Below are 21628 nucleotides of genomic sequence, written 5' to 3' on the forward strand. Positions count from 1 at the left end.
CAAGGTTTAACTTTTGACAAAGCCGCACTCGATGTTTCGCAAGTTTTTCTTCCTGGACAAGCTTATGTTGCTTTATCGCGTTTGCGCTCGTTAAACGGCTTGATTTTGCTTTCTCCGTTAAGAATGAACGGCATTTCTAACGATCAGGACGTTATGGATTATGCGCTCAACAAAGCATCCGATGAGGTTTTAGAACATTCTTTGCAAATTGAAACCAGAAATTTTATCCATAGTTTTCTAAACACGAGTTTTGATTGGACTGATTTGGCTCAAGAATGGCGCAATCATAAATTTAGTTATGACGAAAAAGGCGAAAGCTCTGCTAAATCAAAACATGCCATTTGGGCAAGTAAACAAACCGAAGCCATCGAATCACTTTTGGATGCATCCAAAAAATTCATATTACAACTCAACAAAATTTTTAGTCAAGACATCCTAGATTTGAATCATGTTTCTGATAGAATACAAGCGGCATACAATTATTTTATAGTGCCAATGGACAACTTGGTTTTCGAAATCCTATGGAAAATCGAAGAAGTTATACGCATTAAAAAGGCAAAAGCGTTCTTTGATGAATTATCTGTTTTAGAAGAACTTCAAATCAAGGGGGTTTTGCAATTGATGAAAGCCAAATTACTCATAGAAACAGTTGCTCAAGGCGATACCATTTCAAAAGAAAAACTCACTTCGGAAGAAATAAAACACTATAAAGCCAATAAGTTAAAAATCATTCAAGAAGAATTCAAGCAGGTAAACGTAACCCTTATCGAAGACGAAGCCGACTTGGAACGCTATACCAAAAAGAAAAAAGGACCGAAAGAAACCAAGAAATCAACCGTTCAGGAAACCTACGAATTGTGGCTCGAAAAGAACACAATCCAAGAGATTGCTGCTATTAGAAAATTCACTCCCGAAACCATTTTGGGTCATTTGACTAAATTAATTGTCGCACAAACCATTCAAATCCATGATGTTTTGCCTGAAGATAAAATCCTAGAACTTACGCAAGCATTTAAAGGCTATAAAGAAGAATCAGTTTCGCCTTTAAAGGAAAAATATGGAGATAAATTCACTTGGGAAGAACTGCGAATGTTCAAGGCGAGTAGGAATATAACCTAACCTAAACTATAATAAACAAGTTTTTGAAAAATACCCATTTGTAGGTATTTTTTTATACGTTGCAATTTTTTAATTTTGAAGAATACTAATCAACATTTTATTCTTTAGTAGTACGCTGCTTTATTTGAAATTTTTATCAAATAAAAAGAGAAGTGTTGATAGTCTAGCAAGTTTTGTAATTGTATAAAGAGATCAAATGATTAAAGTTAAAAAGTTAAAAATCGCCAAGAGTTTAAGAACAAAAATGTTACTATTTGCATTCGCTACATTGGCATTCACTTCACTATGCCTGATTTTACAAAACAGAAAACCAAAAGAGTTATTTTTTATTTCAATTGGAGCAATGGCACTCACACTGATTTATTTCAAGATGTATGACTATGTAAAAAAGATTGAGAATAAACCTTAAGGAAGTCGAAAATTTAAAAGCCTTAAAGTTTATTCTCAATATTGTAAATAGTAGTTCATAATCAAACTTTTACTTTATTTTTAAAACACTTCAATAAGAAAACAACAGCAAAATAATTTGTCAAACAGCTTAAAAAACATATTAAGTATGAAATTTTCATTTCAAAAAGCGCTGAGTTTTTTGGGTTTAAACAGAGCAAAATTCGACCCAACACCTAATGCCAGAAAAAGGAAAAGATCAAGCAGGAAAAAGGGATTTGACTTTGTATATGGACCAACAAGCGTTTCTTATCACAGCTCTACGAGCTCCTCAAAAACAAACGCTTGTTTGCTAATACTTATTATTTATGTCATTATTGTAGTTGTGTTGTATCATCTCGTAGAATGAAGGTTTTCGAAAAATTAAAACACAAATTTGTGATTATTTTTCAGGTACGGAATAAATTAAGTTCAATGAAACATCCATTACAATAGTTATTGACACACAGGTGGATGATTATGGGTGTTCCATCTTCCAATAAAAAACAAATATAAAAAACAGATGAAACGATTTCAAACAAAAAACCCATTCGATTTAAGAATGGGTTTCGTTTTTATAGTGATTCAACCAGAATCCAAGCATCGGGATTGAATCTTTTTTGAATTACTTTTTTATCTTTTTCAGCTTCGGCAAAAGTGGTGTAACTTCCATAAAGCACAGGATATAATCCGTATTTGTTTTGCGGAATGCGTCGCGCTTTAAACCCTTGGGCTGATAATTGTTTAAATATTTTGTTTGCATTTCTTTCCTCTCTAAAAGCACCTGCCATAATGTGGTAAGACATTTTTTCCTCTTTAACAGTAAGTGTTACAGCAGGAATAGGATTTTCGATAAAGAAGGTAGCTTCTTGAATTTTGTTTTGAACTTTCATTTGTACCGATTGCTCCACAATGATAGTTTCATTCGCAACATATTGTTGGTAAATTGGATAAACAGCAGCACTAGTTAAACCCAATCCCAAAACAAAAACGGCAGCATATTTTAAATAAGCGGTTTTCTTCCCTTTTTCAGGAATCAAAGTAATTACAAGGTTTTCCTCAAGTGACTCGATATTTTTTTCGAAAACTTCTCTTTTTACAATTGGTGAAACAAAGCCACTTAAACCAAAAGAATTTGTCAAATAATTCGTTTGATCAAACGGTTTAAAGATAAGATTCTTGTCAGCGTTAAGCGAAAAATCCCCAATGTTTTTTAATGAAAACAAGCCATTTTCTTGAAGCATTTTTTTCCAGTTAAAAACTTCAAATTGAATCGCGCTAACGGCATATTCGTATGATGTTTTTTCTGCTTGAGCAATATGATTGGCTAATAGTCCGTCATTATTTTGTAATTGACTATTGAAAGAAATAATTTTCTTTGGCGGAAAAAAAGAATTGGAACTTTCTATTAATTGTGCCGATTGAATTTCGGTCAAAAAAGCCCCGAATCCCGGAACGGTTACACATTGATAACGATATAAAAGTTGTGCTATGTAAGGTTGGATGTTCATAGTTACAAAGTTATATAATCTAAACAGCTGACAAAATTTTATTCACAATTTTTATTAACAATCCGCATAAATTTTTATACTTTTCAGCCTCAAACAATTCTTATGACAGATCAAGATTTATTTCATTTATTGGCATTACAGCAAGTTGAAGGTGTTGGTGACATTATGGCCAAAAAATTAATAAATCATTGTGGTAGTGCAGAAGCCGTTTTCAAGACAAAAATATCCCAACTTACTGCTATTGATGGAATTGGTTCCATTTTAATCCAAAATTTAAAAAACAAATCCGTTTTCGAAAAAGCGGAACAAGAACTTCAGTTTATTAAATCAAATGAAATCAACGTCTCTTATTTTCAAGACGAAAATTATCCGGAAAGATTGAAACATTGCATCGACGGACCTCTTTTATTGTTTTCTTCGGGAAATATTGATCTTAAAAACAAAAAAATCATCAGCATTGTAGGGACCCGACAAATCACTTCGTACGGAATGGAATTTTGCCGAAAATTAATAGAAGATTTGGCGCCTCTTGATCCTATAATTGTGAGCGGTTTTGCCTACGGCGTTGATATTTTTGCACATCAATTGGCTATAGAACACAATTTGCAAACGATTGGGGTTGTGGCGCATGGTTTAAACCAAATTTACCCCAAAACTCACAAGAAATATGTTGCTAAAGTAGAACAAAACGGCGGTTTTATGACGGAGTTTTGGAGTTCGTCTAATCCAGAAAAAGAAAATTTTGTTCGGAGAAACCGCATTGTGGCAGGAATTTCAGAAGCCACCATTGTCATTGAATCCGCTGATAGAGGAGGGTCCTTAATCACAGCGAATCTTGCTAATGATTACAATCGAGATGTTTTTGCCGTTCCTGGTCGAATAACGGACAAACTCAGTCAAGGCTGCAATAATTTAATTAAAACCCAAAAAGCAAATTTGTTAACTAGTGCTGCCGATTTAGTTTATATCCTGAATTGGGACATTCAAAGCAAAGTAAAACCAGTACAGAAACAATTATTTGTCACCCTAGAACCAGACGAGCAAAAAGTTTATGATTACCTCCTAAAAAACGGAAAAGAATTGATGGATATTATAGCTTTGCGATGTGATTTCCCCATTTATAAAATCTCAGGAATGCTATTGAATATGGAACTCAAAGGCGTGATTCGACCTTTGCCGGGGAAATTGTTTGAAGCGATTTGATTTTGAAACATATAAGTCATATAAGTTTTAAATTTTAATTGATTATTGAGCAACTTATATGACTTATATGTTTTCTTACTCAAAGCCCAGTTTTTCTCTTACTCTTCCTAAAACTCCATTGGCAACTCCAGCCGCTTTCTCGGCACCGACTTTTAATAAAGCATCAACTTCGGCAAGATGGTTAATGTAGTAATTGTATTTCTCTCTTTCGGTTTTGAATCTTTCAAGAATCAGTTCAAACAAGGCTTGTTTGGCATGACCGTAACCATAATTTCCACCACGATAATTGGCAGTCATAGTTTCTGTTTGGTTTTGATTTGCTAATAATTTATATAAGGCAAAAGCATTACAGGTTTCTGGATTTTTAGGATCTTCGAGTGGTGTGCTATCGGTTTCGATACTCATAATTTGTTTTCGCAAGGCTTTGTCGTCCAAGAAAACATTGATATAATTATTAGCGGATTTGCTCATTTTTTCGCCATTAGTTCCAGAAATAAGCATGCTGTCTTTTTGAATAATAGCCTCGGGAATTACAAATGTTTCTCCCATTTGGTGATTGAACCGAGAAGCCACATCGCGGGTAATTTCAAGATGTTGTAATTGATCTTTTCCTACGGGAACATATTGTGCATCATATAATAAAATATCGGCAGCCATAAGCATTGGATACGAAAAAAGTCCTGCGTTTACGTCTTCTAATCGGTCCGCTTTATCTTTGAATGAATGCGCCAAGGTCAATCTTTGGAATGGAAAAAAGCAACTCAAATACCAAGATAATTCAGCTGTTTGTGGCACATCAGACTGACGGTAAAAAACTACCTTGTCCACATTCAAACCACAAGCAAGCCAAGCAGCTGCAGTGCTGTATGTATTTTCTCTTAATGTTTTTCCGTCTTTTATTTGGGTTATCGAATGTAAATCGGCAATGAAAAGAAAGGATTCGTTTGCGGGATTGTTCGATAATTCGATTGCTGGAATAATTGCGCCAAGTAAATTTCCTAAATGCGGAGTTCCTGTACTTTGAACGCCAGTGAGTATTTTTGCCATTATGTTTTTTTCTTACCGCAAAGTTCGCAAAGTTTTTCGCAAAGTTCTCAATGATTTTAGAGTTTTTTGAAAATGTTCTCAAATGTTATAAATTATTGACCACTCTTCTAATTCCATTTTTTAGTAGAACTTCGTTAAAGTTTATTAACAATCCAAGTTTGTAGTTTCCAATTTTTAAATAAGTTAAAGTTTGAGCTAAGTGAATTTCGCACAATTACTCTACACTTTTAAGTTCAATTATAAACTTGTTCTCTACCAATAAATCAACTCGATAACCGCAATCTAATTTTACCTCTTCAAAAATTAATGGTAAAACTTTTTCTTTTTCAACGAAAAGACCATATTGATTTATTTTATAAAACAAACATTCTTTATAAGCGTTTTCTAATAAATCAGGCCCAAGACTTCTATGAACTTCAATTGCTAAACCTATAATAATTTTTGAAATTTCATTTTAAGTCATCTTTTCTTTTTTACTTTGCGAAAAAACTTTGTGCTCTTTGCGGTTAAATATATTCAAACTTAAACCCTTTTACTTACTTTTGAAAACTATGAGAGGAATAAAAATTATTTTTTGGATTCTATGGCGCGTATGGTTTTATGTAGTAATGGCAATCCCTATTCTTATTATGTTTCCTTTTTTGGTGGCTTCCATTTTGACCGAAAGCGGCTATCCTTACTTTTTTAAAATGGCAAGGATTTGGTCCAAAGTCATTCTTTTCGGAATGGGTTTTTATTATAGAATAGATAAAGGACAGCAACTCGACAAAGACAAAAGTTATATGATTGTTGCCAATCATACCTCGATGGTTGACATAATGTTGATGCTAGTGGTGATAAACAAACCTTTTGTTTTTGTAGGCAAAAAAGAGTTGTCAAAAATTCCTCTTTTTGGTTTTTTCTATAAACGAACCTGTATTTTAGTCGATAGAACAAGTTCCAGAAGCAAGCATAGTGTTTTTGAACGAGCACAAAAAAGAATAGATCAAGGACTCAGCATCTGTATTTTTCCCGAAGGAGGAGTTCCTGATGACGAATCCATACTTTTAGACCACTTTAAAGACGGTGCTTTTAGATTGGCCATCGAACATCAATTGCCGATTGTTCCTATTGCTTTTGGCGATAATAAAAAACGGTATTCCTACACTGTTTTTAGTGGAAGCCCAGGGCTTTTACGTGTAAAAATTCTTCCTTTTATTGAAACAGAAGGAAAGACTTTGGCAGATAAGAATAGTATTAAAGTCCAATCTTGGAAAAAAATTCACGAACAATTAGTGGAATTTGAGAAGAAGATTAAATAGTTTAAGGTAATTCCTAAATCGTTGTTTTTAACATAGAATTTTTACATTTTTAAATATAAAAAACACACCCCCAACCCCTCTCAAGAGGGGAGCTAGGAGTGTAATAATTTTACATGTGTATTGATATGTTGTCTAAAACAAAACGTGTTATTTATCATATTAAATTCCCCTCTTGAGAGGGGTTAGGGGTGTGTAATCTGTGTTAATCTGTGGTGTTTCAAGAGGACACTTTTTTTTATGGCTATTTCAGGACTATAAAAAAAGAAAAATTAAAACCTAATTCCAAAACCCAGAGAATATATGTCAAAAAAAAGTCTCGCAAAGCGAGACTCTTTTTCTAATTTAAGCATTATTTTCTTTTATCCTTTCCTTAATTTTGGCCTCTAATTCATCGGCTAATTCTGGATTGTCTTTTATTAAAGATTTCACCGCATCACGACCTTGTCCTAATTTGGTTTCGCCATAACTGAACCAAGAACCCGCTTTTTTGATGATTTCAAATTCAACGGCTAAATCTAAAATTTCTCCTGTTTTCGAAATTCCCTCACCATACATAATATCAAATTCAGCTATTTTAAATGGCGGAGCTACTTTGTTTTTCACGACTTTAACTTTAGTTCTGTTTCCAAGAACATTATCACCATCTTTTATTTGAGTCGAACGACGAATATCCAAACGAACCGAAGCATAAAATTTCAATGCATTTCCACCCGTTGTGGTTTCTGGATTTCCGAACATGACACCAATTTTCTCTCTCAACTGGTTGATGAAGAAAACAGTACAATTTGTTTTGCTAATTGTTCCCGTTAATTTCCTCAAAGCTTGTGACATCAAACGAGCGTGTAATCCCATTTTAGAATCACCCATTTCGCCTTCGATTTCACTTTTTGGCGTCAAAGCGGCAACCGAGTCAATCACGACAATATCAATCGCTCCAGAACGAATTAAATTCTCGGCAATTTCTAGAGCTTGTTCTCCATTATCGGGTTGCGAAATGATGAGGTTTTCGATATCAACGCCTAGTTTCTCGGCATAATTTCTATCGAAAGCGTGTTCAGCATCTATAAAAGCAGCAATTCCACCCGCTTTTTGAGCTTCGGCAATAGCGTGCAAAGTCAAGGTTGTTTTTCCTGAAGATTCAGGGCCATATATTTCGATTACTCTTCCTCTTGGATAACCGCCAACACCTAAGGCTAAATCGATTCCTAATGATCCTGACGAAATAGTTTCTACTTCGACAATGGCTTTGTCGCCCATTTTCATCACGGTGCCTTTTCCGTAGGTTTTATCTAGTTTGTCAAGCGTAAGTTGTAGTGCTTTTAATTTGGCTTCTTTCTCTGAACTCATCTTTTCTTTCATCTATGTTTATACTATTTGTTTTTTATCTGAAGATGGAACGCTTATTTATATTCCTGTTTTTCTATAATAATTGCAATGGGCGTTTCATTTATTTTTTGAATTTCTCTTTTTGTAAAAATACTTCTTTTTTTGGAAGAAGCAAGGGGAATATTTTGGGTTAGTATGATTTATATTTTCCAATTAAGATTTCAAGCAGAAGATAAAATTTCACACAAACAACGCCTTCAATTCCGTAGCTTCTTCAGGTTTTATTTTCCCTGCCAAGAGCAAACTCAATTGTTTGCGTCTTAATGCAGCATCAAAACGTTGTGTTTCGAGTTTTGTTTCCGGAATTACTTGTGGCACTTCTACTGGTTTTCCGTTGTCATCAACCGCCACAAAAGTATAAATGGCTTCGTTGGCTTTGGTTTTGGCTCCCGATTCTCGATCTTCAACCCAAACATCCAGATACACTTCCATCGAGGTTTTGAAAGCTCTCGATACTTTTGCCTCCACAATAACTACACTCCCTAGGGCAATAGCCATATTAAAAGCAACATGATTAACCGAGGCTGTGACACAAATTTGTCGGGAATGTCGCCCTGCCGAAATACAAGCAGCACGATCCATTCGGGCCAATAATTCCCCCCCAAAAAGGTTATTCAAGGCATTCGTTTCGCTAGGCAAAACCATGTCTGTTAAAACGGTCAAAGATTCGGATGGATGTTTTGAAGTCATAATTTAGTTTTTTTGGCCACGAAGGCGCTAAGTCACAAAGTTTTTCTTTTCGTTGTTGTTTTTATTGAAACGGCACAAAGGTTTTGATTTGTTTTGCCACGAAGACACAAATTTTAAACCAAATAATCGTTTTTAGGTTGCTACATATTGGTTTAATTATTTAATACTTTCAACAAATTAATTTTTTTCTTAGTGACTTTGCGACTTTGTGGCAATCTTTTTTCTTTTCTAACTCAACAATAAAACCGCCATTACAGCAGGAATAAAGTAAATAACAATAGTTCTGGCACCGTCATAATCTTTGGCCAATCGTTGTCCAAAAAGCAACATCAATAAAGTAATACTTGAAAAAACAGCGCCATACAAACCAAAGGTTCTTCCGTTGCTTATCACTAATTCGATACTACCTACAATGCATAAAACACCAGAAATTAATTCTAAAATTAGAATGTGAATTAAGGCTAGATGCACTAAATTTTTAAGTTGAGTCTTAGCAAAATGTTCTTTTAACCAACTGAGATTGTCTTTCCAATAAAACAGTTTGTCATAGCCTGATTGAATAAAAGTGATGGACAAAAAAACCAAGAGCAAAATGGAGGATGCATTGTTCATTATCTTATTTTTTGTGAATTAAACGTGTCAGTTTTATAGATAAATCGGTTAGGATTATTTTGGCATTTCCGTTGCGCTCAATGTGGTAAATTGCATCAGACAATTCCTGGAATATTTCGTGAATGTTGTTGCCGTTTACAAAAGGCGCAAATTTCGCAATCGTGAAATTTTCGACGGCTGGTTCAAAATAAACTAAACTTTGCGTTTCATAATTATGCATCAAAGCTTGACGGAAAATATCGATACAATATTGCAGAAACTTCTTTTGAGTTTCTCTTCCCAAAGCAGAAATTTGTTCGCTCCAATGGATCAAATCAGCAATCACGGCAGCGTTTCCTTTGGCTTTGAATGCGGCTCGAACCCAAACCACGAACCATTGTTCAAACGGAAATTCTTCGCTGTCATCATTTAATAAGTGCAAGGCTTTGTTGTAATTTCCTTGTGCTTGGTGAGCAATTTTTGAGGCTAGTTTCGGGTCTGTATTTTCACGAGAAATCAAAGCATTGGCAATAACAGTTTCGCTCAATCCATTAAAATGCAAAACTTGGCAACGAGAACGTATGGTTTGAATAATATCTTCTTCATTTTCGGAAATGAGAATGAAAACTGTTTTTTCGGGTGGTTCTTCGAGTAATTTCAATAGTTTATTCGAAGCAGCAATATTCATTTTATCGGCCATCCAAACAATCATAATTTTATAGCCACCTTCATAGGATTTTAAAGATAATGTTTTTAAAACCTCTCCCGCATCTTCTACACGAATAAATCCCTGTTTGTTTTGAACTCCTAAAACGGAATACCAATCGAACAAACCGCCATAAGGGTTTTGGTCAACAAATAATCTCCAATTAGCAATAAAATCTATGCTTTTCGGGTCTTTTTTTATATCTTCATTGGTGACAGTTGGATATACAAAATGCAAATCGGGATGCGATATTTTTTGAAATTTGAGATTACAACTTTCGTTGACTCCTGAATTTTCACCATTTTGATTACCACACAAAACGTATTGAGCATAAGCAATCGCCATGGGTAAGGTGCCACTTCCTTCAGGACCGATAAATAATTGAGCATGGGGAATTCTACCCAAATCGGCACTTCGCGTCAAGTGGTTTTTGATGTGTTCTTGTCCTAAAATAGCTGAAAATTGCATAAGGCAAATATAATCGAAAATGAAAGAGAGAGGAAATTTTAGAAATAAAGTTTCTGAAATTAAAGAACAATTTAGTTTTTAAACGAGTGAAATATAACGTTTTCGTAGTTACATACGAGCTTTTTCTGAGAAATTTGTATTTATTGCTTACTAAAAAATTCTATATTTGTCACTGTTTCAAAAAAACTTAAAACAGAATATAATGAAAACTATAAACGATTTTAATTTTGCCTCCAAAAAAGCCATAATTCGTGTTGATTTTAACGTTCCTTTAGACGAAAATTTCAATGTAACCGATGCCACTCGTATTGAAGCGGCTAAGCCTACAATCGACAAAATTCTTGCTGATGGTGGAAGTGTAATTTTGATGTCGCATTTAGGAAGACCAAAAGGAATTCAGGAAAAATATTCGTTAAAACATATTTTAAAAACGGCTTCTGAAATTTTGGGCCAAACGGTTAAATTTTCACCAGATTGTATTGGAAATGAAGCGGTAAAAGCGGTAAAAGAACTTCAAGCAGGAGAAATTTTATTGTTAGAAAATTTACGTTTTTATGCTCAAGAAGAAGCAGGAGATGTTGAATTTGCTAAAGAATTGGCATTCTTAGGTGATATTTATGTAAATGACGCTTTTGGAACAGCACACAGAGCACACGCTTCGACAACTATAATTGCAAAGTTTTTTCCAAATGAAAAATGTTTCGGATTATTATTGGCTAAAGAAATTGAAAGTTTAAATAAAGTTTTAAAAGCTTCTAAAAATCCAGTGACAGCAGTTCTTGGAGGATCAAAAGTATCGTCTAAAATTACAGTTATTGAAAACATTTTAGACAAAGTGGATCACATGATTATTGGCGGCGGAATGACTTTTACTTTCGTGAAAGCCTTAGGCGGAAAAATTGGAGAATCAATTTGTGAAGACGACAAACAAGAATTAGCGTTGGAAATCTTGAGATTGGCAAAAGAAAAAGGAGTTCAAATTCATATTCCTATAGATGTTGTTGCAGCCGATGATTTTTCGAATACTGCCAATACTCAAACAGTAGATGTTCGCGAAATTCCTGATGGATGGCAAGGATTAGATGCAGGACCAAAATCATTAGAGAATTTCAAAAAAGTAATATTAGAATCAAAAACCATTTTATGGAATGGTCCTTTGGGAGTTTTCGAAATGCCAACTTTTTCTAACGGAACTATTCAATTAGGTAACTTTATTGCTGAAGCTACTGCAAACGGAGCCTTTTCACTTGTTGGTGGTGGAGACTCGGTTGCAGCTGTAAAACAGTTCGGATTTGAAGACAAAGTAAGTTATGTTTCTACCGGTGGAGGAGCTATGCTCGAAATGCTTGAGGGTAGGATTTTACCCGGAATTGCAGCTATTTTGGACTAAAAATTGCATCTTTAACAATTTTTACTGAAATTTTTAGTTATAACGTATTATGTTTGCAAAAACGATTTGTTTTTAATCGTTTGAATTATAGTAAGTTGATTAAAAAAATATGAATATAAAAAACACTGCCCTATCGTTTTTTCTATTATTGTCAATTTCTATGTTTTCACAAAAAGTTGTTGAAAACAAAGGATTTGCAAAAACTGAAATAAAAAATTTCTACCTAGACTCTATCAAAAAAACTTTCGTCAAAGACAAAATGGCATCTTGTGTTGATAGTCTTTGGATGAAAGAATTAGCTAATTTAGATACTTACAATACTATTTCTGATGATATAAAAACCATTAACATTGACCAAAAAGTCGATTATGAGTTGTCTACAGACTTACTCAAATCAAGACTTAAAGTAATGGATGCTAAATCTCCTTTCAATATCGAATACAATGTAGGTCTTGAAAATATCATCAAATCATTCTTAAAAAACAGAAAAAAAGCTTTTGAAAGATTAATGGCTGTTTCTGAATATTATTTTCCGTTGTTTGAAGAGGCACTTGCCAAACAAAATGTACCGTTAGAGATTAAATATTTAGCTGTTGTTGAATCAGCTTTGAACCCAAAAGCAGTTTCTAGAATGGGAGCTACTGGTTTGTGGCAATTCATGTATCAAACCGGAAAACAATACAATCTTAAAATTGATTCTTATGTTGATGAGCGAAGCGATCCTATAAAAGCAAGTGATGCTGCCGCCCAATATATGGCTAATATGTATGCTATTTTTGGAGATTGGGATTTGGTTTTAGCATCCTATAATTCAGGACCAGGGAATGTTGCCAAAGCTATTCGACGTTCTGGCGGACAACAAAACTATTGGAATATTAGAAAAAATCTACCTAAAGAAACACAAGGATATGTACCTGCTTTTTTAGCTACCATGTACATTTATGAATACCATAAAGAACATGGTATTAAGCCAGATAGAGCTATTGTTAAACATTTCGCGACTGACACCATACAAATTAATAAGGAAATGTCTTTCAAACAAATTTCGGATTTGTTAGATATTCCAGTAAGTCAATTACAGGTTTTGAATCCTTCTTATAAAATGAATGTTATTCCGTTTTATGAAGAGGAAAGCCATTTTTTAAGATTGCCAAAGGATAAAATTGCTGTTTTTACATCTAATGAAGATAAGATTTATGCTTATACTGAATTTGAAGCAAACAATAGAGAAAAACCATTTCAGGTTTCAAAAGCCATTGCAGTAAAAGACACATTGAATAAAATTCAAAAGCCGATATCGCTTTCTAAAACAAAATATTACATAGTAAAAAGAGGTGATAATCTGAGTGGAATAGCCAATAAATATGATGTAACTATTGCAGATTTAAAAAAGTGGAACTACATTAAAGGCAACAATGTTGCTCGTGGGAAAAGCTTGAAAATTTATCTTGAAGACACTAATGCTATAAAAGGCACTAAAGAAAACAATATTGCTACTGTATCAAAAGCTACTAATCAGCCAATAGTATCAACAGAATCTAAGTTAATCAACGAAGAAAAAGAGAAGAAACTAGTTAATACAGATAATTTAACTACTGAAATCGCTGCTTTTTATATCGTTCAAAAGGGAGATAATTTGAGTTCGATTGCCAAAAAACACAATGTTACTTTGGCCGAAATAAAAGAATGGAATCATCTTACTACTAATTCAGTCCAATTGGGAGCTTCATTACAAATTGCTATAAATGAAACAATTACTAAAGAAGAATCAGTGGCAACTGCTAAAGTTGATAACGTAGAGTATATTGTAAAAAAAGGTGATAATTTAGGCAATATAGCTAAGAAATTTGGATCTACGGTTGAGGATTTAAAAACATGGAATAATTTAAAAAACATTAATATCGCCTTGGGGAGCACATTAATTGTTGCGCAAAGTGAAATAGCTACTCAAGAAAATAAATCAACCAATTCATTCAAGAAGAAAGATAATTTGGCTTCAGCTTCTAAAAACAAAGAGATTAATTATTTTGTTAAAAAAGGAGACTCTTTATATAGCATCGCCAAAAAATATCCTGGCGTAAGTATTTCAGATATTAAAAAATGGAATGATATCAGAAGTGAAGATTTAAAACCAGGAATGAAATTAAAAATTAACGGATAATATAATTATCTTCTATAAATTTGGATTTTAATTCATAATTAGTATAAAATGAATAAAACCCTTTTTTTATTGCTTTTCACCACTATGTTTTTTTTTTCATGTGAAAAAAAGAATGTTAATACTCTTAGAAAAGCAACTGGCAAAATCAATACTATTTCGGTGATCATCGACGACCAATTATGGAATGGCGAAGTTGGTGATAGTATAAGAAATAAGTTTGCATCACCTGTAATCGGATTACCAGAAGAAGAACCACTATTTACTATAAATCAATATCCTGCCAAATTGATGGAGGGATTTGTTACTGATAGCCGAATCATTATTATTGTTAAGAAAGAAAATATAAATGAATTTTCTTTAACCAGAAACCAATTTGCAACACCTCAAAAAGTATTTCGTATTTCGGGAAAAACAACTTCCGAAATCTTGAAAATACTTCAGAGTAGTGCTCCAAAAATAATTGAAATCAGTAAGGAAACAGAAATAGCAGAAAATCAAAGAATTACAAGTTTATCGCTGCTGAATATCGAAAAAATAACCAAAAAATTCCATATTACTTTAAAAATTCCTTCGGGTTATTTGTATTCTTATCAAAACAACCAATTTCTTTGGCTGAAAAAAGAAATTCCTAGCGGAAACACCAATATATTGATTTATCAGCTGCCTTATACCACTTTAAAAAAGGACAATAATGTTATTGAAAGCATAATTAAAATGCGAGATTCTATAGGGAAATTATACATTAGAGGTACCGAACTAGATACCAATATGATTACGGATGAAGGGTATGCTCCTTATTTATTTAAATTAAAACTAGCAGGTAATGAAACATTCGAAACTAAAGGTACTTGGGAATTAAAAAATGATTTTATGTCAGGGCCGTTTGTTAATTATTCTATTGCGGATGAGAAACACAATAGAATCTTAGTTTTAGAAGGATTTTGCTATTCTCCTTCGAAAGAAGAGCGGGATTTAATGCACGAATTAGAGTCAATTATCAAATCAATTACTATTTTATAACAATTATGGGATTAGACTGGAATATAAAACCTTTTGAATCACTTACAGTAAACGAATTATATGAAATTTTGAGTTTAAGAAGTGCCATTTTTGTTGTGGAACAAAATTGTGTTTACCATGATATGGATGGAAAAGATAAATTAGCACTTCATCTTTTAGGAACATTTGATGGTAAAATTGTGGCCTATGCTAGACTTTTCAATGCAGGAATTTCTTTTGATAATGCTTCAATAGGAAGGGTTTTGGTTGATCCTAATTATAGAGATAAAAAATGGGGACAAAAATTGATGCAAGAGGCTATAGCTTGTATTGCATTGCATTTTGGCGAAAGCCAAATAACCATTGGTGCTCAATTATATCTAAAAAAGTTTTATGAAAGCCAGGGGTTTATTCAAACTAGTGCTATGTATCTAGAAGATGATATTCCGCATATTGAGATGCAAAGAGGATAGCTACAATCTAGTAATTAGGAATTCGACTCGTCTGTCAAACTCATCTCCTTTACCAAGTGGGAAACGATTTCCAAAACCTTTAAAAGACATCCGATAGGGATTTATTCCTTTGGATCTTAGGTACGAAAAAACCCTTTTTGCTCTATTTATTGAAAGATTCCTTTCGTCAGTTTCATTGTCAATAGCGTCAAGGTATTTACTCGAAGTACAGCAAACATGACCTTTGATTTCAAAACGGATTGACTTGAATTTTTGTATAGAAGCAATCACTTTTTCTAATTCTTTTTTTGCTTTTAAAGTAAGAACACTCGAGCCCATTTCGAATACTACCTTGTCCAGAACAATCAAATCGCCCAATTTTGGCGAAGCAGGAAATGAAGTAAGAGTAGTGTTTTTGATAAATATTAAATCGACTCGTCTGTTTTTATCCCTAATTTCATCTAGATTTTTGATGGTGTCTTTATTAATAATTACTCGTCCTTTTCCTTCGCAAATATAAATCTGATTTTGAGAAATGCTATAATCGAGTAAAATTTCCTGAACCTTTGCTACTCTTTTATTAGACAAATTATAATTGTAATTCTCACTCCCACGATCATCGCAATAGCCATACAGTTGAATAGCATCGAAACGAGGAGTAGCAGAGGAATGCAACAGGTCTTTGATGGTGTTAATTTGAGATGGATTCAAATCGAATTTGTCAAACTCAAAATACACAGATTCCGTCCCTTTTTCCTGAGCTGAAAGCCAGTTAAAGAAGAAAAAAAAAAGTATGTATATTCTTTTATTCATTACATTTTTAAGATGCTTTTATACTCGGAGCTATTATTTAACAGGTTCACAGCTTTTTTGATTTCGGAGTTGTTTTTAAGATAATATTGGTACAAACCTTCTTGATATTGGTAGCGTAAAATGATTTCGTCTATCAACAAATTTTTAATTTCTTTTTGATGTTTGTCTAATAAATTTTCTTCGCTTTTTTGAAGCGCAGCTTGCAATTGCAGGTATTCTTTGTTGATGTTTTCGTCTATATTTTCTTTTTTGGCAGCAACCAAAGTTTTCTTCAAAGCGAGTTCGGTTTCAGTATCAAACGAAAATTTTTGTTCTTTCAAAAAGGTTTTAAAATCAAGATAATCAGCATCAGAAATTGCTGGTATTTGATTTCCTAAATTCGGATTTTTGTAATAATAACGACTAGCATAATTAAAAATTCCGTCATTTTTAACCAAGGCATCCATAATCGGATTTGATTTTGTTTCCTCCAATTCAATATCAGGCTGTATGCCCCCCCCATCATATACTGTTCTTCCTCTTCGAGTTTTGAAAGCATTATAGTTTTTAGCATCTGTTTTTGTGGCTACTCCATTTTTGTCTTTATGAGCATAATCTAATGCCTGAATACATCTACCTGATGGGGTGTAATAGCGAGAAATGGTCACTTTTAGCTGCGTTCCATAAGTTAATTCAACAGGCCTTTGAACCAATCCTTTACCATAACTTCGGCTTCCAATAACAACGGCACGATCCAAATCTTGTAAAGCTCCTGAGACAATTTCAGATGCCGAAGCACTTTTTCCGTTAACAAGAATAACCAATGGGATTTCAGTATCTACAGGTTCACGAGAGGTTTTATAGGTATTGTTGTGTTTTTCTATTTTTGATTTTGTGGTGACAATTATCTCATTTTTTGGAACAAATAAATTACAAATATTGACAGCTTCATTCAAGAGTCCACCGGGATTTCCTCTTAGATCAAGGACAATTCTTTCGGCACCCTCTTTTTTTAATTGCTCCAAAGCTTCTTTGGTTTCTTGAGATGCTTTTTTGGTAAAGTGAGTTAATACAATATATCCCGTTTTATCATCTATTTTTCCGTAAAATGGTACTGATTTAATTTCTACTTCATCAAGAATGATTTGTGTGGTCATGGTTTTTCCTTGGCGAATGTATGTAATGTTTATTTTGCTGTTTTTGGCGCCTCTAAAAAGTTGTGAAGCATCGTCTTTGAAATCCGATAAGAGGATATCTCCAATTTGGATAATGGCATCACCTGCTTTGAGTCCCGCTTTATCTGCTGGAAAATTTTTATAGGGTTCTTTGATTATTAGTTCATCATTCTTGCGTGATATTTGAGCTCCAATACCTGTATATTCCCCAGTATTGTTTATTTTAAATTTAACTACGTCTTGTTCATTAAAATAAACCGTGTAAGGATCCAAGCTAGCCAGCATGCTTTTGACCGCTTTATCCATCAATTCTCCTGGATTGGTATCGTCAACATAATTCATGTTGAGCTCTCTAAAAAGAGTGGTAAATATTTCTATTTGTTTGGCAATTTCAAAGTAATCGTCTTTGAAACTAACACTAACATAAAGAAAAGCAGATGCAACAACCGGAAGAATGTATTTTTTTTTAAAGATTGGAATCATGATTTTAACGGACTTAATTTGAATGTACTAAAATAGCAATAAATCATCAATATATCATCAATATATGGATTAAGCGAATAAACAAAAATCATCATCCTTCCTTTTTCAGCTGTAGTACAAATTTTTCAAACAACTGAATGGTTTTGGTGTTGATTTCTTCGTAGGTTAATCGATCTTTACTTTGGTAAAAAAACATAAAAGCATAGGGTTTTTCAAGATGGTCAATCAGCAAATGTTTGTTCAATCGATAGGTTTCACGAAGTACACGCTTGAAATAATTTCGGTCAACGGCATTTTTGAAATATTTTTTAGAAACCGAAACTCCCATTTTTAGTTTTTGGTCTGAATCTTCAGCAATGCCATAATCACTGGCTACATAAACCAATCTCAAAGGGTATTTTGAAACCGATTTGCCTTGAGAAAAAAGCAAATCTATAGTGATTTTACTTTTTAGCTTTTCGTTTTTTGGGTAGGTGAAGTTCATTTTTTGGATAAAAAGTCAAAAATAGTATTGGACAAAGGTACAGTTATACGCCAAATGGGAATATTGTTTGGGATTAAAATCTGGCTACAAATATATTTCTTATTTTTGCATTTAAATTTTTTAAAGATGCAAAAACTAATTTCGTATCCAATATCCGTTATTTATTATTTGTGCTTTGGTCTTTGTTTAGTTATTTTTCATCCTATTCAGTGGATTTGCTTCAACGTTTTTGGGTATCAAGCCCATAAAAAAAGCGTGGATTATTTGAATTTTATGTTATTAAGATGCACTAATTTAATAGGCACTCGATATACCTTTGTAAACAGAGAATTAATCCCGAAAAACGCTCCTCTGATTTTTGTGTCTAACCATCAAAGCATGTATGATATAATTGCTATGATTTGGTATTTACGTGAATTTCATTGCAAGTTTGTTAGCAAAAAAGAATTGGGGAAGGGGATTCCTAGTGTTTCTTATAATTTAAGGCATGGCGGTTCGGTACTTATTGATAGAAAAGACCCCAAACAAGCCATCCCTACAATAAAAGGACTCGCGGAATATATAGAAAAACACCAACGCTCAGCGGTTATTTTTCCCGAAGGGACACGCTCCAAAAACGGAAAACCAAAAGAATTTGCACAAACGGGATTAAAAATATTATGTAAAAATGCGCCATCAGCTTTTGTAGTGCCAATTACAATAAATAATTCATGGAAAATGGTAAAATTTGGATTTTTTCCGTTAGGTTTGGGAAATCATCTTACCTTTACAGTTCATAAGCCTCTTTCGGTTAATGAAGTGTCATTTGATGAGCTATTTGTACATACCGAGAGTGAAATTATTAAAGCTATTAAATAAAGTATAATAGGTATCAAATTTAGGGGAAACTTAAATATAACGCCTTAATCTAACATTGAAGATGTCAATAAAAAACATTCGATTAGAAGTAATGCAACTTTTAGAAAAAAACGTTAGCAGCTACGTTGACCAATATCTAATTCCAGTAGAAAAAATTTGGCAACCATCAGATTTTTTGCCAAATTCCGAAGGTGATAATTTTCTAGAAGAAGTAAAAGAATTGAGAGAAATATCCAAAGATTTACCGTATGATTTTTGGGTAGCTATGGTTGGCGATATGATTACCGAAGAAGCTTTGCCAACCTACGAAAACTGGTTGATGGAAGTAGAAGGAGTAGACAATCTAGAAAGAAATGGGTGGGCACAATGGGTGCGCCAATGGACAGGGGAAGAAAATAGACATGGTGATTTATTGAATAAATACCTTTATTTATCGGGTCGTGTCAACATGCGCGAAATCGAAATGACAACCCAACATCTTATTGGAGATGGTTTTGATATTGGAACCGGAAGAGATCCGTATAAAAACTTTGTGTATACGAGTTTTCAAGAACTAGCTACTTATGTTTCGCATAATAGAGTTTCGCAATTGGCCAAAAGTTATGGCGACGCCAAATTATCTAAAATGTGCAAGATGATTGCTGGCGACGAAATGCGCCACCATTTGGCATACAGCGAATTTGTAAATCAGATTTTCAAAATTGATCCAAGCGAAATGATGTTGGCTTTTCAATACATGATGAAAGCAAAAATTGTTATGCCAGCTCATTTCTTGAGAGAGTCAGGACAAAAAATTAGCTCTGCTTTTGAACATTTTTCAGATTCTGCCCAACGAATTGGAGTTTATACTGCCAATGACTATGTGGATATTTTGCAAAAACTAATCGAGAAATGGGAAATTGATAAAATTGGAAGTTTGACCGACGAAGCCGAAAAAGCAAGAGATTATTTGATGAAGTTACCGGCTAGAATGGCTAGAATTTCGGAAAGATTGGTCATTCCTCAAGAATCATTTCAGTTCAAATGGGTAGAACCGGCTAGATTGTAGATTGCTTCGTCAGTTCGAGCAAAGCTTTCGGGTAATGATTTTAGATTTTTGCTATTGAAATTGCCATTGAAATTAATTAAAATATTGAATTGCTGATTTTTGAAATTAACATTTTAAAAATCAGCTTTTTTTTTATAAAACACCGTTAACATAATGAATCCAGATTTGATCCAGAATACCACTCTTTTTGTCCAAGAAAAGCTTAAAAATACCGAAGCCGGACACGATTGGTTTCACATTGAAAGAGTATTTAAAAATGCACTTTTAATTGCTCAAGGCGAAACATGTAATCTATTAATTGTGGCTTTAGGGGCTTTACTTCATGATATTGCTGATAGCAAGTTTTATCCCGACGCTTCGGGAGGAGATGAAACCATTGGGCCGAAAATTGCCCGTGAATTTCTTGAAAGCGAAAATGTAGATGAAGTCACAATTCAACACATCGTCAATATTATAGAAAACATCTCTTTTAAGGGTGGAAATACAAAAAAGACCTTCTCTTCTATTGAATTAAATATCGTTCAAGATGCCGACAGATTAGACGCTATTGGTGCCATTGGCATTGCCAGAACATTCAATTATGGAGGTTTCAAAAATAGAGCTATTTATGACCCTAATATTGCTCCAAACCTTCATATGACCAAGGAAGAATATAAAAATAGCAAAGCTCCAACAATCAACCATTTCTACGAAAAATTATTACTGCTAAAAGACAAGATGAATACCGAAACTGGCAAAAAAATGGCGCAAGAAAGACACCTTTTTATGGAAAAATTCCTTTCGCAGTTTTATGACGAATGGGACGGGGAGAAGTAGTATTCAGTGTTCAGTTTTTGTGTTGATAGATAAAATGATTGTTGATTTGGTGAATTTTTAAACTTCTGAAATCAAAAATAGTTAATCAGCAATCAAATTCCTTTTTCCTTCATTTCCAATATCACATCCGAAGCGTTTTTGAATGTTGGTGCTTGCTCGATAATACTTCCCACACGTTTTTTGTTGAGTTTAAAAGTAATATCGTTTTCAGTAGTGAATAATAATGCAGTTAAAAACGGATTGTTTATATAGGGTGCTAATACAAAAAAAGCTTCTTCTATCGAATGAAAACTCTCTATTTCTTCGGTTTTGTAACGGGCGATAACCGAAAGGCTAAACACATCATTTTCTAATAAAACCGGCCGAACATAAATGTTTTTCAGTTCGGTGTCGCCAATGGTTTTTGCCAAAGTTAATTTGGCGTAGGTATGGTTTTCGATGCTTTCTTTTACTTTTTCCCAAAATTGGGCAAATACGGGTTGAAAAGACATTTTTTTTGGAATTAAATTTTTGAAAGGTCCA

Annotated in this window: 21 protein-coding genes and 1 pseudogene; 11 read left to right on the plus strand and 11 right to left on the minus strand. The window is 33.6% G+C overall.

The genetic code is table 11. From position 1 onward, the window contains the following. On the plus strand, positions 1–1119 hold a 1119-nt coding region (locus ACKVOD_RS03820; RefSeq protein WP_409208157.1), incomplete at its 5' end, for a helix-turn-helix domain-containing protein. 556 nt (positions 1120–1675) lie between these two features. Beyond that, entirely contained in the window at positions 1676–1915 is a 240-nt protein-coding gene (locus ACKVOD_RS03825; protein WP_409208158.1) for a hypothetical protein, read from the plus strand. A gap of 205 nt (positions 1916–2120) precedes the next feature. Here the strand turns inward: ACKVOD_RS03825 and ACKVOD_RS03830 are convergent, their stop codons facing one another. Beyond that, positions 2121–3056, minus strand: coding sequence for an SPOR domain-containing protein (locus ACKVOD_RS03830; RefSeq protein WP_409208159.1), 936 nt, complete (start codon positions 3054–3056; stop codon positions 2121–2123). A 102-nt stretch (positions 3057–3158) separates the two neighbouring features. Here ACKVOD_RS03830 and dprA point away from each other — a divergent pair, with 102 nt between their 5' ends. Further along, complete coding sequence (gene dprA, locus ACKVOD_RS03835; protein WP_409208160.1) at positions 3159–4259, plus strand: DNA-processing protein DprA; 1101 nt, start codon at positions 3159–3161, stop codon at positions 4257–4259. 75 nt (positions 4260–4334) lie between these two features. On the opposite strand, the gene trpS is transcribed toward dprA, so the two are convergent. Then, on the minus strand, positions 4335–5306 hold the full coding sequence (gene trpS, locus ACKVOD_RS03840) for a tryptophan--tRNA ligase (RefSeq protein ID WP_409208161.1): 972 nt from the start codon (positions 5304–5306) through the stop codon (positions 4335–4337). An 85-nt stretch (positions 5307–5391) separates the two neighbouring features. After that, positions 5392–5754 (minus strand): annotated as a pseudogene (locus ACKVOD_RS03845) (GxxExxY protein). A gap of 103 nt (positions 5755–5857) precedes the next feature. Here ACKVOD_RS03845 and ACKVOD_RS03850 point away from each other — a divergent pair. After that, positions 5858–6607 carry a lysophospholipid acyltransferase family protein gene (locus ACKVOD_RS03850; protein ID WP_409208162.1) on the plus strand — a complete coding sequence of 250 codons (750 nt, stop codon included), beginning with the start codon at positions 5858–5860 and terminating at the stop codon, positions 6605–6607. 342 nt (positions 6608–6949) lie between these two features. On the opposite strand, the gene recA is transcribed toward ACKVOD_RS03850, so the two are convergent. From recA to ACKVOD_RS03870, 4 genes are all read right to left on the minus strand, one after another. Then, positions 6950–7954, minus strand: coding sequence for a recombinase RecA (gene recA, locus ACKVOD_RS03855; protein WP_409208182.1), 1005 nt, complete (start codon positions 7952–7954; stop codon positions 6950–6952). A gap of 219 nt (positions 7955–8173) precedes the next feature. Continuing rightward, entirely contained in the window at positions 8174–8683 is a 510-nt protein-coding gene (locus ACKVOD_RS03860) for an acyl-CoA thioesterase (protein ID WP_409208163.1), read from the minus strand. A 228-nt stretch (positions 8684–8911) separates the two neighbouring features. Next, the gene (locus ACKVOD_RS03865) at positions 8912–9295 is read right to left on the minus strand and encodes a DoxX family protein (RefSeq protein WP_409208164.1); all 384 of its coding nucleotides are present in this window, start codon (positions 9293–9295) and stop codon (positions 8912–8914) included. Between the two features lie 4 nt (positions 9296–9299). Beyond that, positions 9300–10448 (minus strand): ATP-binding protein, encoded by a 1149-nt coding sequence (locus ACKVOD_RS03870; RefSeq protein WP_409208165.1) that lies wholly within the window; start codon positions 10446–10448, stop codon positions 9300–9302. A gap of 202 nt (positions 10449–10650) precedes the next feature. Here ACKVOD_RS03870 and ACKVOD_RS03875 point away from each other — a divergent pair, with 202 nt between their 5' ends. The 4 genes from ACKVOD_RS03875 (at position 10651) to ACKVOD_RS03890 (ending at position 15471) form a co-directional block, all read left to right on the plus strand. Then, a complete protein-coding gene (locus ACKVOD_RS03875) occupies positions 10651–11838 on the plus strand; it encodes a phosphoglycerate kinase (RefSeq protein WP_409208166.1) in 1188 nt (395 codons plus the stop codon). A 109-nt stretch (positions 11839–11947) separates the two neighbouring features. Then, positions 11948–13999: a LysM peptidoglycan-binding domain-containing protein gene (locus tag ACKVOD_RS03880; protein ID WP_409208167.1), complete on the plus strand. Its 2052-nt coding sequence runs from the start codon at positions 11948–11950 to the stop codon at positions 13997–13999. A gap of 48 nt (positions 14000–14047) precedes the next feature. Next, complete coding sequence (locus tag ACKVOD_RS03885; protein WP_409208168.1) at positions 14048–15019, plus strand: DUF4837 family protein; 972 nt, start codon at positions 14048–14050, stop codon at positions 15017–15019. A gap of 5 nt (positions 15020–15024) precedes the next feature. Then, positions 15025–15471, plus strand: coding sequence for a GNAT family N-acetyltransferase (locus ACKVOD_RS03890; protein WP_409208169.1), 447 nt, complete (start codon positions 15025–15027; stop codon positions 15469–15471). Here the strand turns inward: ACKVOD_RS03890 and ACKVOD_RS03895 are convergent, their stop codons facing one another. From ACKVOD_RS03895 to rnpA, 3 genes are all read right to left on the minus strand, one after another. After that, entirely contained in the window at positions 15472–16263 is a 792-nt protein-coding gene (locus ACKVOD_RS03895; protein WP_409208170.1) for an OmpA family protein, read from the minus strand. It abuts the gene before it with no gap. Then, positions 16263–17900 carry a S41 family peptidase gene (locus ACKVOD_RS03900; protein WP_409208171.1) on the minus strand — a complete coding sequence of 546 codons (1638 nt, stop codon included), beginning with the start codon at positions 17898–17900 and terminating at the stop codon, positions 16263–16265. Before ACKVOD_RS03900 ends, ACKVOD_RS03895 begins: the two co-directional genes overlap by 1 nt. Positions 17901–17991: 91 nt before the next feature. After that, positions 17992–18384: a ribonuclease P protein component gene (gene rnpA / locus ACKVOD_RS03905; protein ID WP_409208172.1), complete on the minus strand. Its 393-nt coding sequence runs from the start codon at positions 18382–18384 to the stop codon at positions 17992–17994. Positions 18385–18510: 126 nt separating this feature from the next. On the opposite strand from rnpA, the gene ACKVOD_RS03910 reads away from it, so the two are divergent. The 3 genes from ACKVOD_RS03910 to ACKVOD_RS03920 all read left to right on the plus strand — a co-directional run bounded on the left by ACKVOD_RS03910 (position 18511) and on the right by ACKVOD_RS03920 (position 21106). Next, entirely contained in the window at positions 18511–19242 is a 732-nt protein-coding gene (locus tag ACKVOD_RS03910) for a lysophospholipid acyltransferase family protein (protein ID WP_409208173.1), read from the plus strand. Positions 19243–19303: 61 nt separating this feature from the next. Then, complete coding sequence (locus ACKVOD_RS03915) at positions 19304–20290, plus strand: acyl-ACP desaturase (RefSeq protein WP_409208174.1); 987 nt, start codon at positions 19304–19306, stop codon at positions 20288–20290. A gap of 150 nt (positions 20291–20440) precedes the next feature. After that, positions 20441–21106, plus strand: coding sequence for an HD domain-containing protein (locus ACKVOD_RS03920; protein WP_409208183.1), 666 nt, complete (start codon positions 20441–20443; stop codon positions 21104–21106). 92 nt (positions 21107–21198) lie between these two features. Here the strand turns inward: ACKVOD_RS03920 and ACKVOD_RS03925 are convergent, their stop codons facing one another. Next, a complete protein-coding gene (locus tag ACKVOD_RS03925; protein WP_409208175.1) occupies positions 21199–21597 on the minus strand; it encodes a hypothetical protein in 399 nt (132 codons plus the stop codon). Positions 21598–21628 lie beyond the last annotated feature (31 nt).

This window comes from Flavobacterium sp., from assembly GCF_046155325.1.
Taxonomy (GTDB): domain Bacteria; phylum Bacteroidota; class Bacteroidia; order Flavobacteriales; family Flavobacteriaceae; genus Flavobacterium.

Bases quoted from the DNA above. Each gene is read 5' to 3' on its own strand.
- ACKVOD_RS03895 (WP_409208170.1), bottom strand. From the start codon at position 16,263: ATGAATAAAAGAATATACATACTTTTTTTTTTCTTCTTTAACTGGCTT.
- ACKVOD_RS03900 (WP_409208171.1), bottom strand. From the start codon at position 17,900: ATGATTCCAATCTTTAAAAAAAAATACATTCTTCCGGTTGTTGCATCT.
- ACKVOD_RS03825 (WP_409208158.1), top strand. From the start codon at position 1,676: ATGAAATTTTCATTTCAAAAAGCGCTGAGTTTTTTGGGTTTAAACAGA.
- ACKVOD_RS03925 (WP_409208175.1), bottom strand. From the start codon at position 21,597: ATGTCTTTTCAACCCGTATTTGCCCAATTTTGGGAAAAAGTAAAAGAA.
- trpS (WP_409208161.1), bottom strand. From the start codon at position 5,306: ATGGCAAAAATACTCACTGGCGTTCAAAGTACAGGAACTCCGCATTTA.
- ACKVOD_RS03870 (WP_409208165.1), bottom strand. From the start codon at position 10,448: ATGCAATTTTCAGCTATTTTAGGACAAGAACACATCAAAAACCACTTG.
- rnpA (WP_409208172.1), bottom strand. From the start codon at position 18,384: ATGAACTTCACCTACCCAAAAAACGAAAAGCTAAAAAGTAAAATCACT.
- ACKVOD_RS03890 (WP_409208169.1), top strand. From the start codon at position 15,025: ATGGGATTAGACTGGAATATAAAACCTTTTGAATCACTTACAGTAAAC.
- ACKVOD_RS03885 (WP_409208168.1), top strand. From the start codon at position 14,048: ATGAATAAAACCCTTTTTTTATTGCTTTTCACCACTATGTTTTTTTTT.
- ACKVOD_RS03910 (WP_409208173.1), top strand. From the start codon at position 18,511: ATGCAAAAACTAATTTCGTATCCAATATCCGTTATTTATTATTTGTGC.
- ACKVOD_RS03830 (WP_409208159.1), bottom strand. From the start codon at position 3,056: ATGAACATCCAACCTTACATAGCACAACTTTTATATCGTTATCAATGT.
- ACKVOD_RS03850 (WP_409208162.1), top strand. From the start codon at position 5,858: ATGAGAGGAATAAAAATTATTTTTTGGATTCTATGGCGCGTATGGTTT.
- ACKVOD_RS03915 (WP_409208174.1), top strand. From the start codon at position 19,304: ATGTCAATAAAAAACATTCGATTAGAAGTAATGCAACTTTTAGAAAAA.
- ACKVOD_RS03860 (WP_409208163.1), bottom strand. From the start codon at position 8,683: ATGACTTCAAAACATCCATCCGAATCTTTGACCGTTTTAACAGACATG.
- dprA (WP_409208160.1), top strand. From the start codon at position 3,159: ATGACAGATCAAGATTTATTTCATTTATTGGCATTACAGCAAGTTGAA.
- ACKVOD_RS03880 (WP_409208167.1), top strand. From the start codon at position 11,948: ATGAATATAAAAAACACTGCCCTATCGTTTTTTCTATTATTGTCAATT.
- ACKVOD_RS03865 (WP_409208164.1), bottom strand. From the start codon at position 9,295: ATGAACAATGCATCCTCCATTTTGCTCTTGGTTTTTTTGTCCATCACT.
- recA (WP_409208182.1), bottom strand. From the start codon at position 7,954: ATGAGTTCAGAGAAAGAAGCCAAATTAAAAGCACTACAACTTACGCTT.
- ACKVOD_RS03875 (WP_409208166.1), top strand. From the start codon at position 10,651: ATGAAAACTATAAACGATTTTAATTTTGCCTCCAAAAAAGCCATAATT.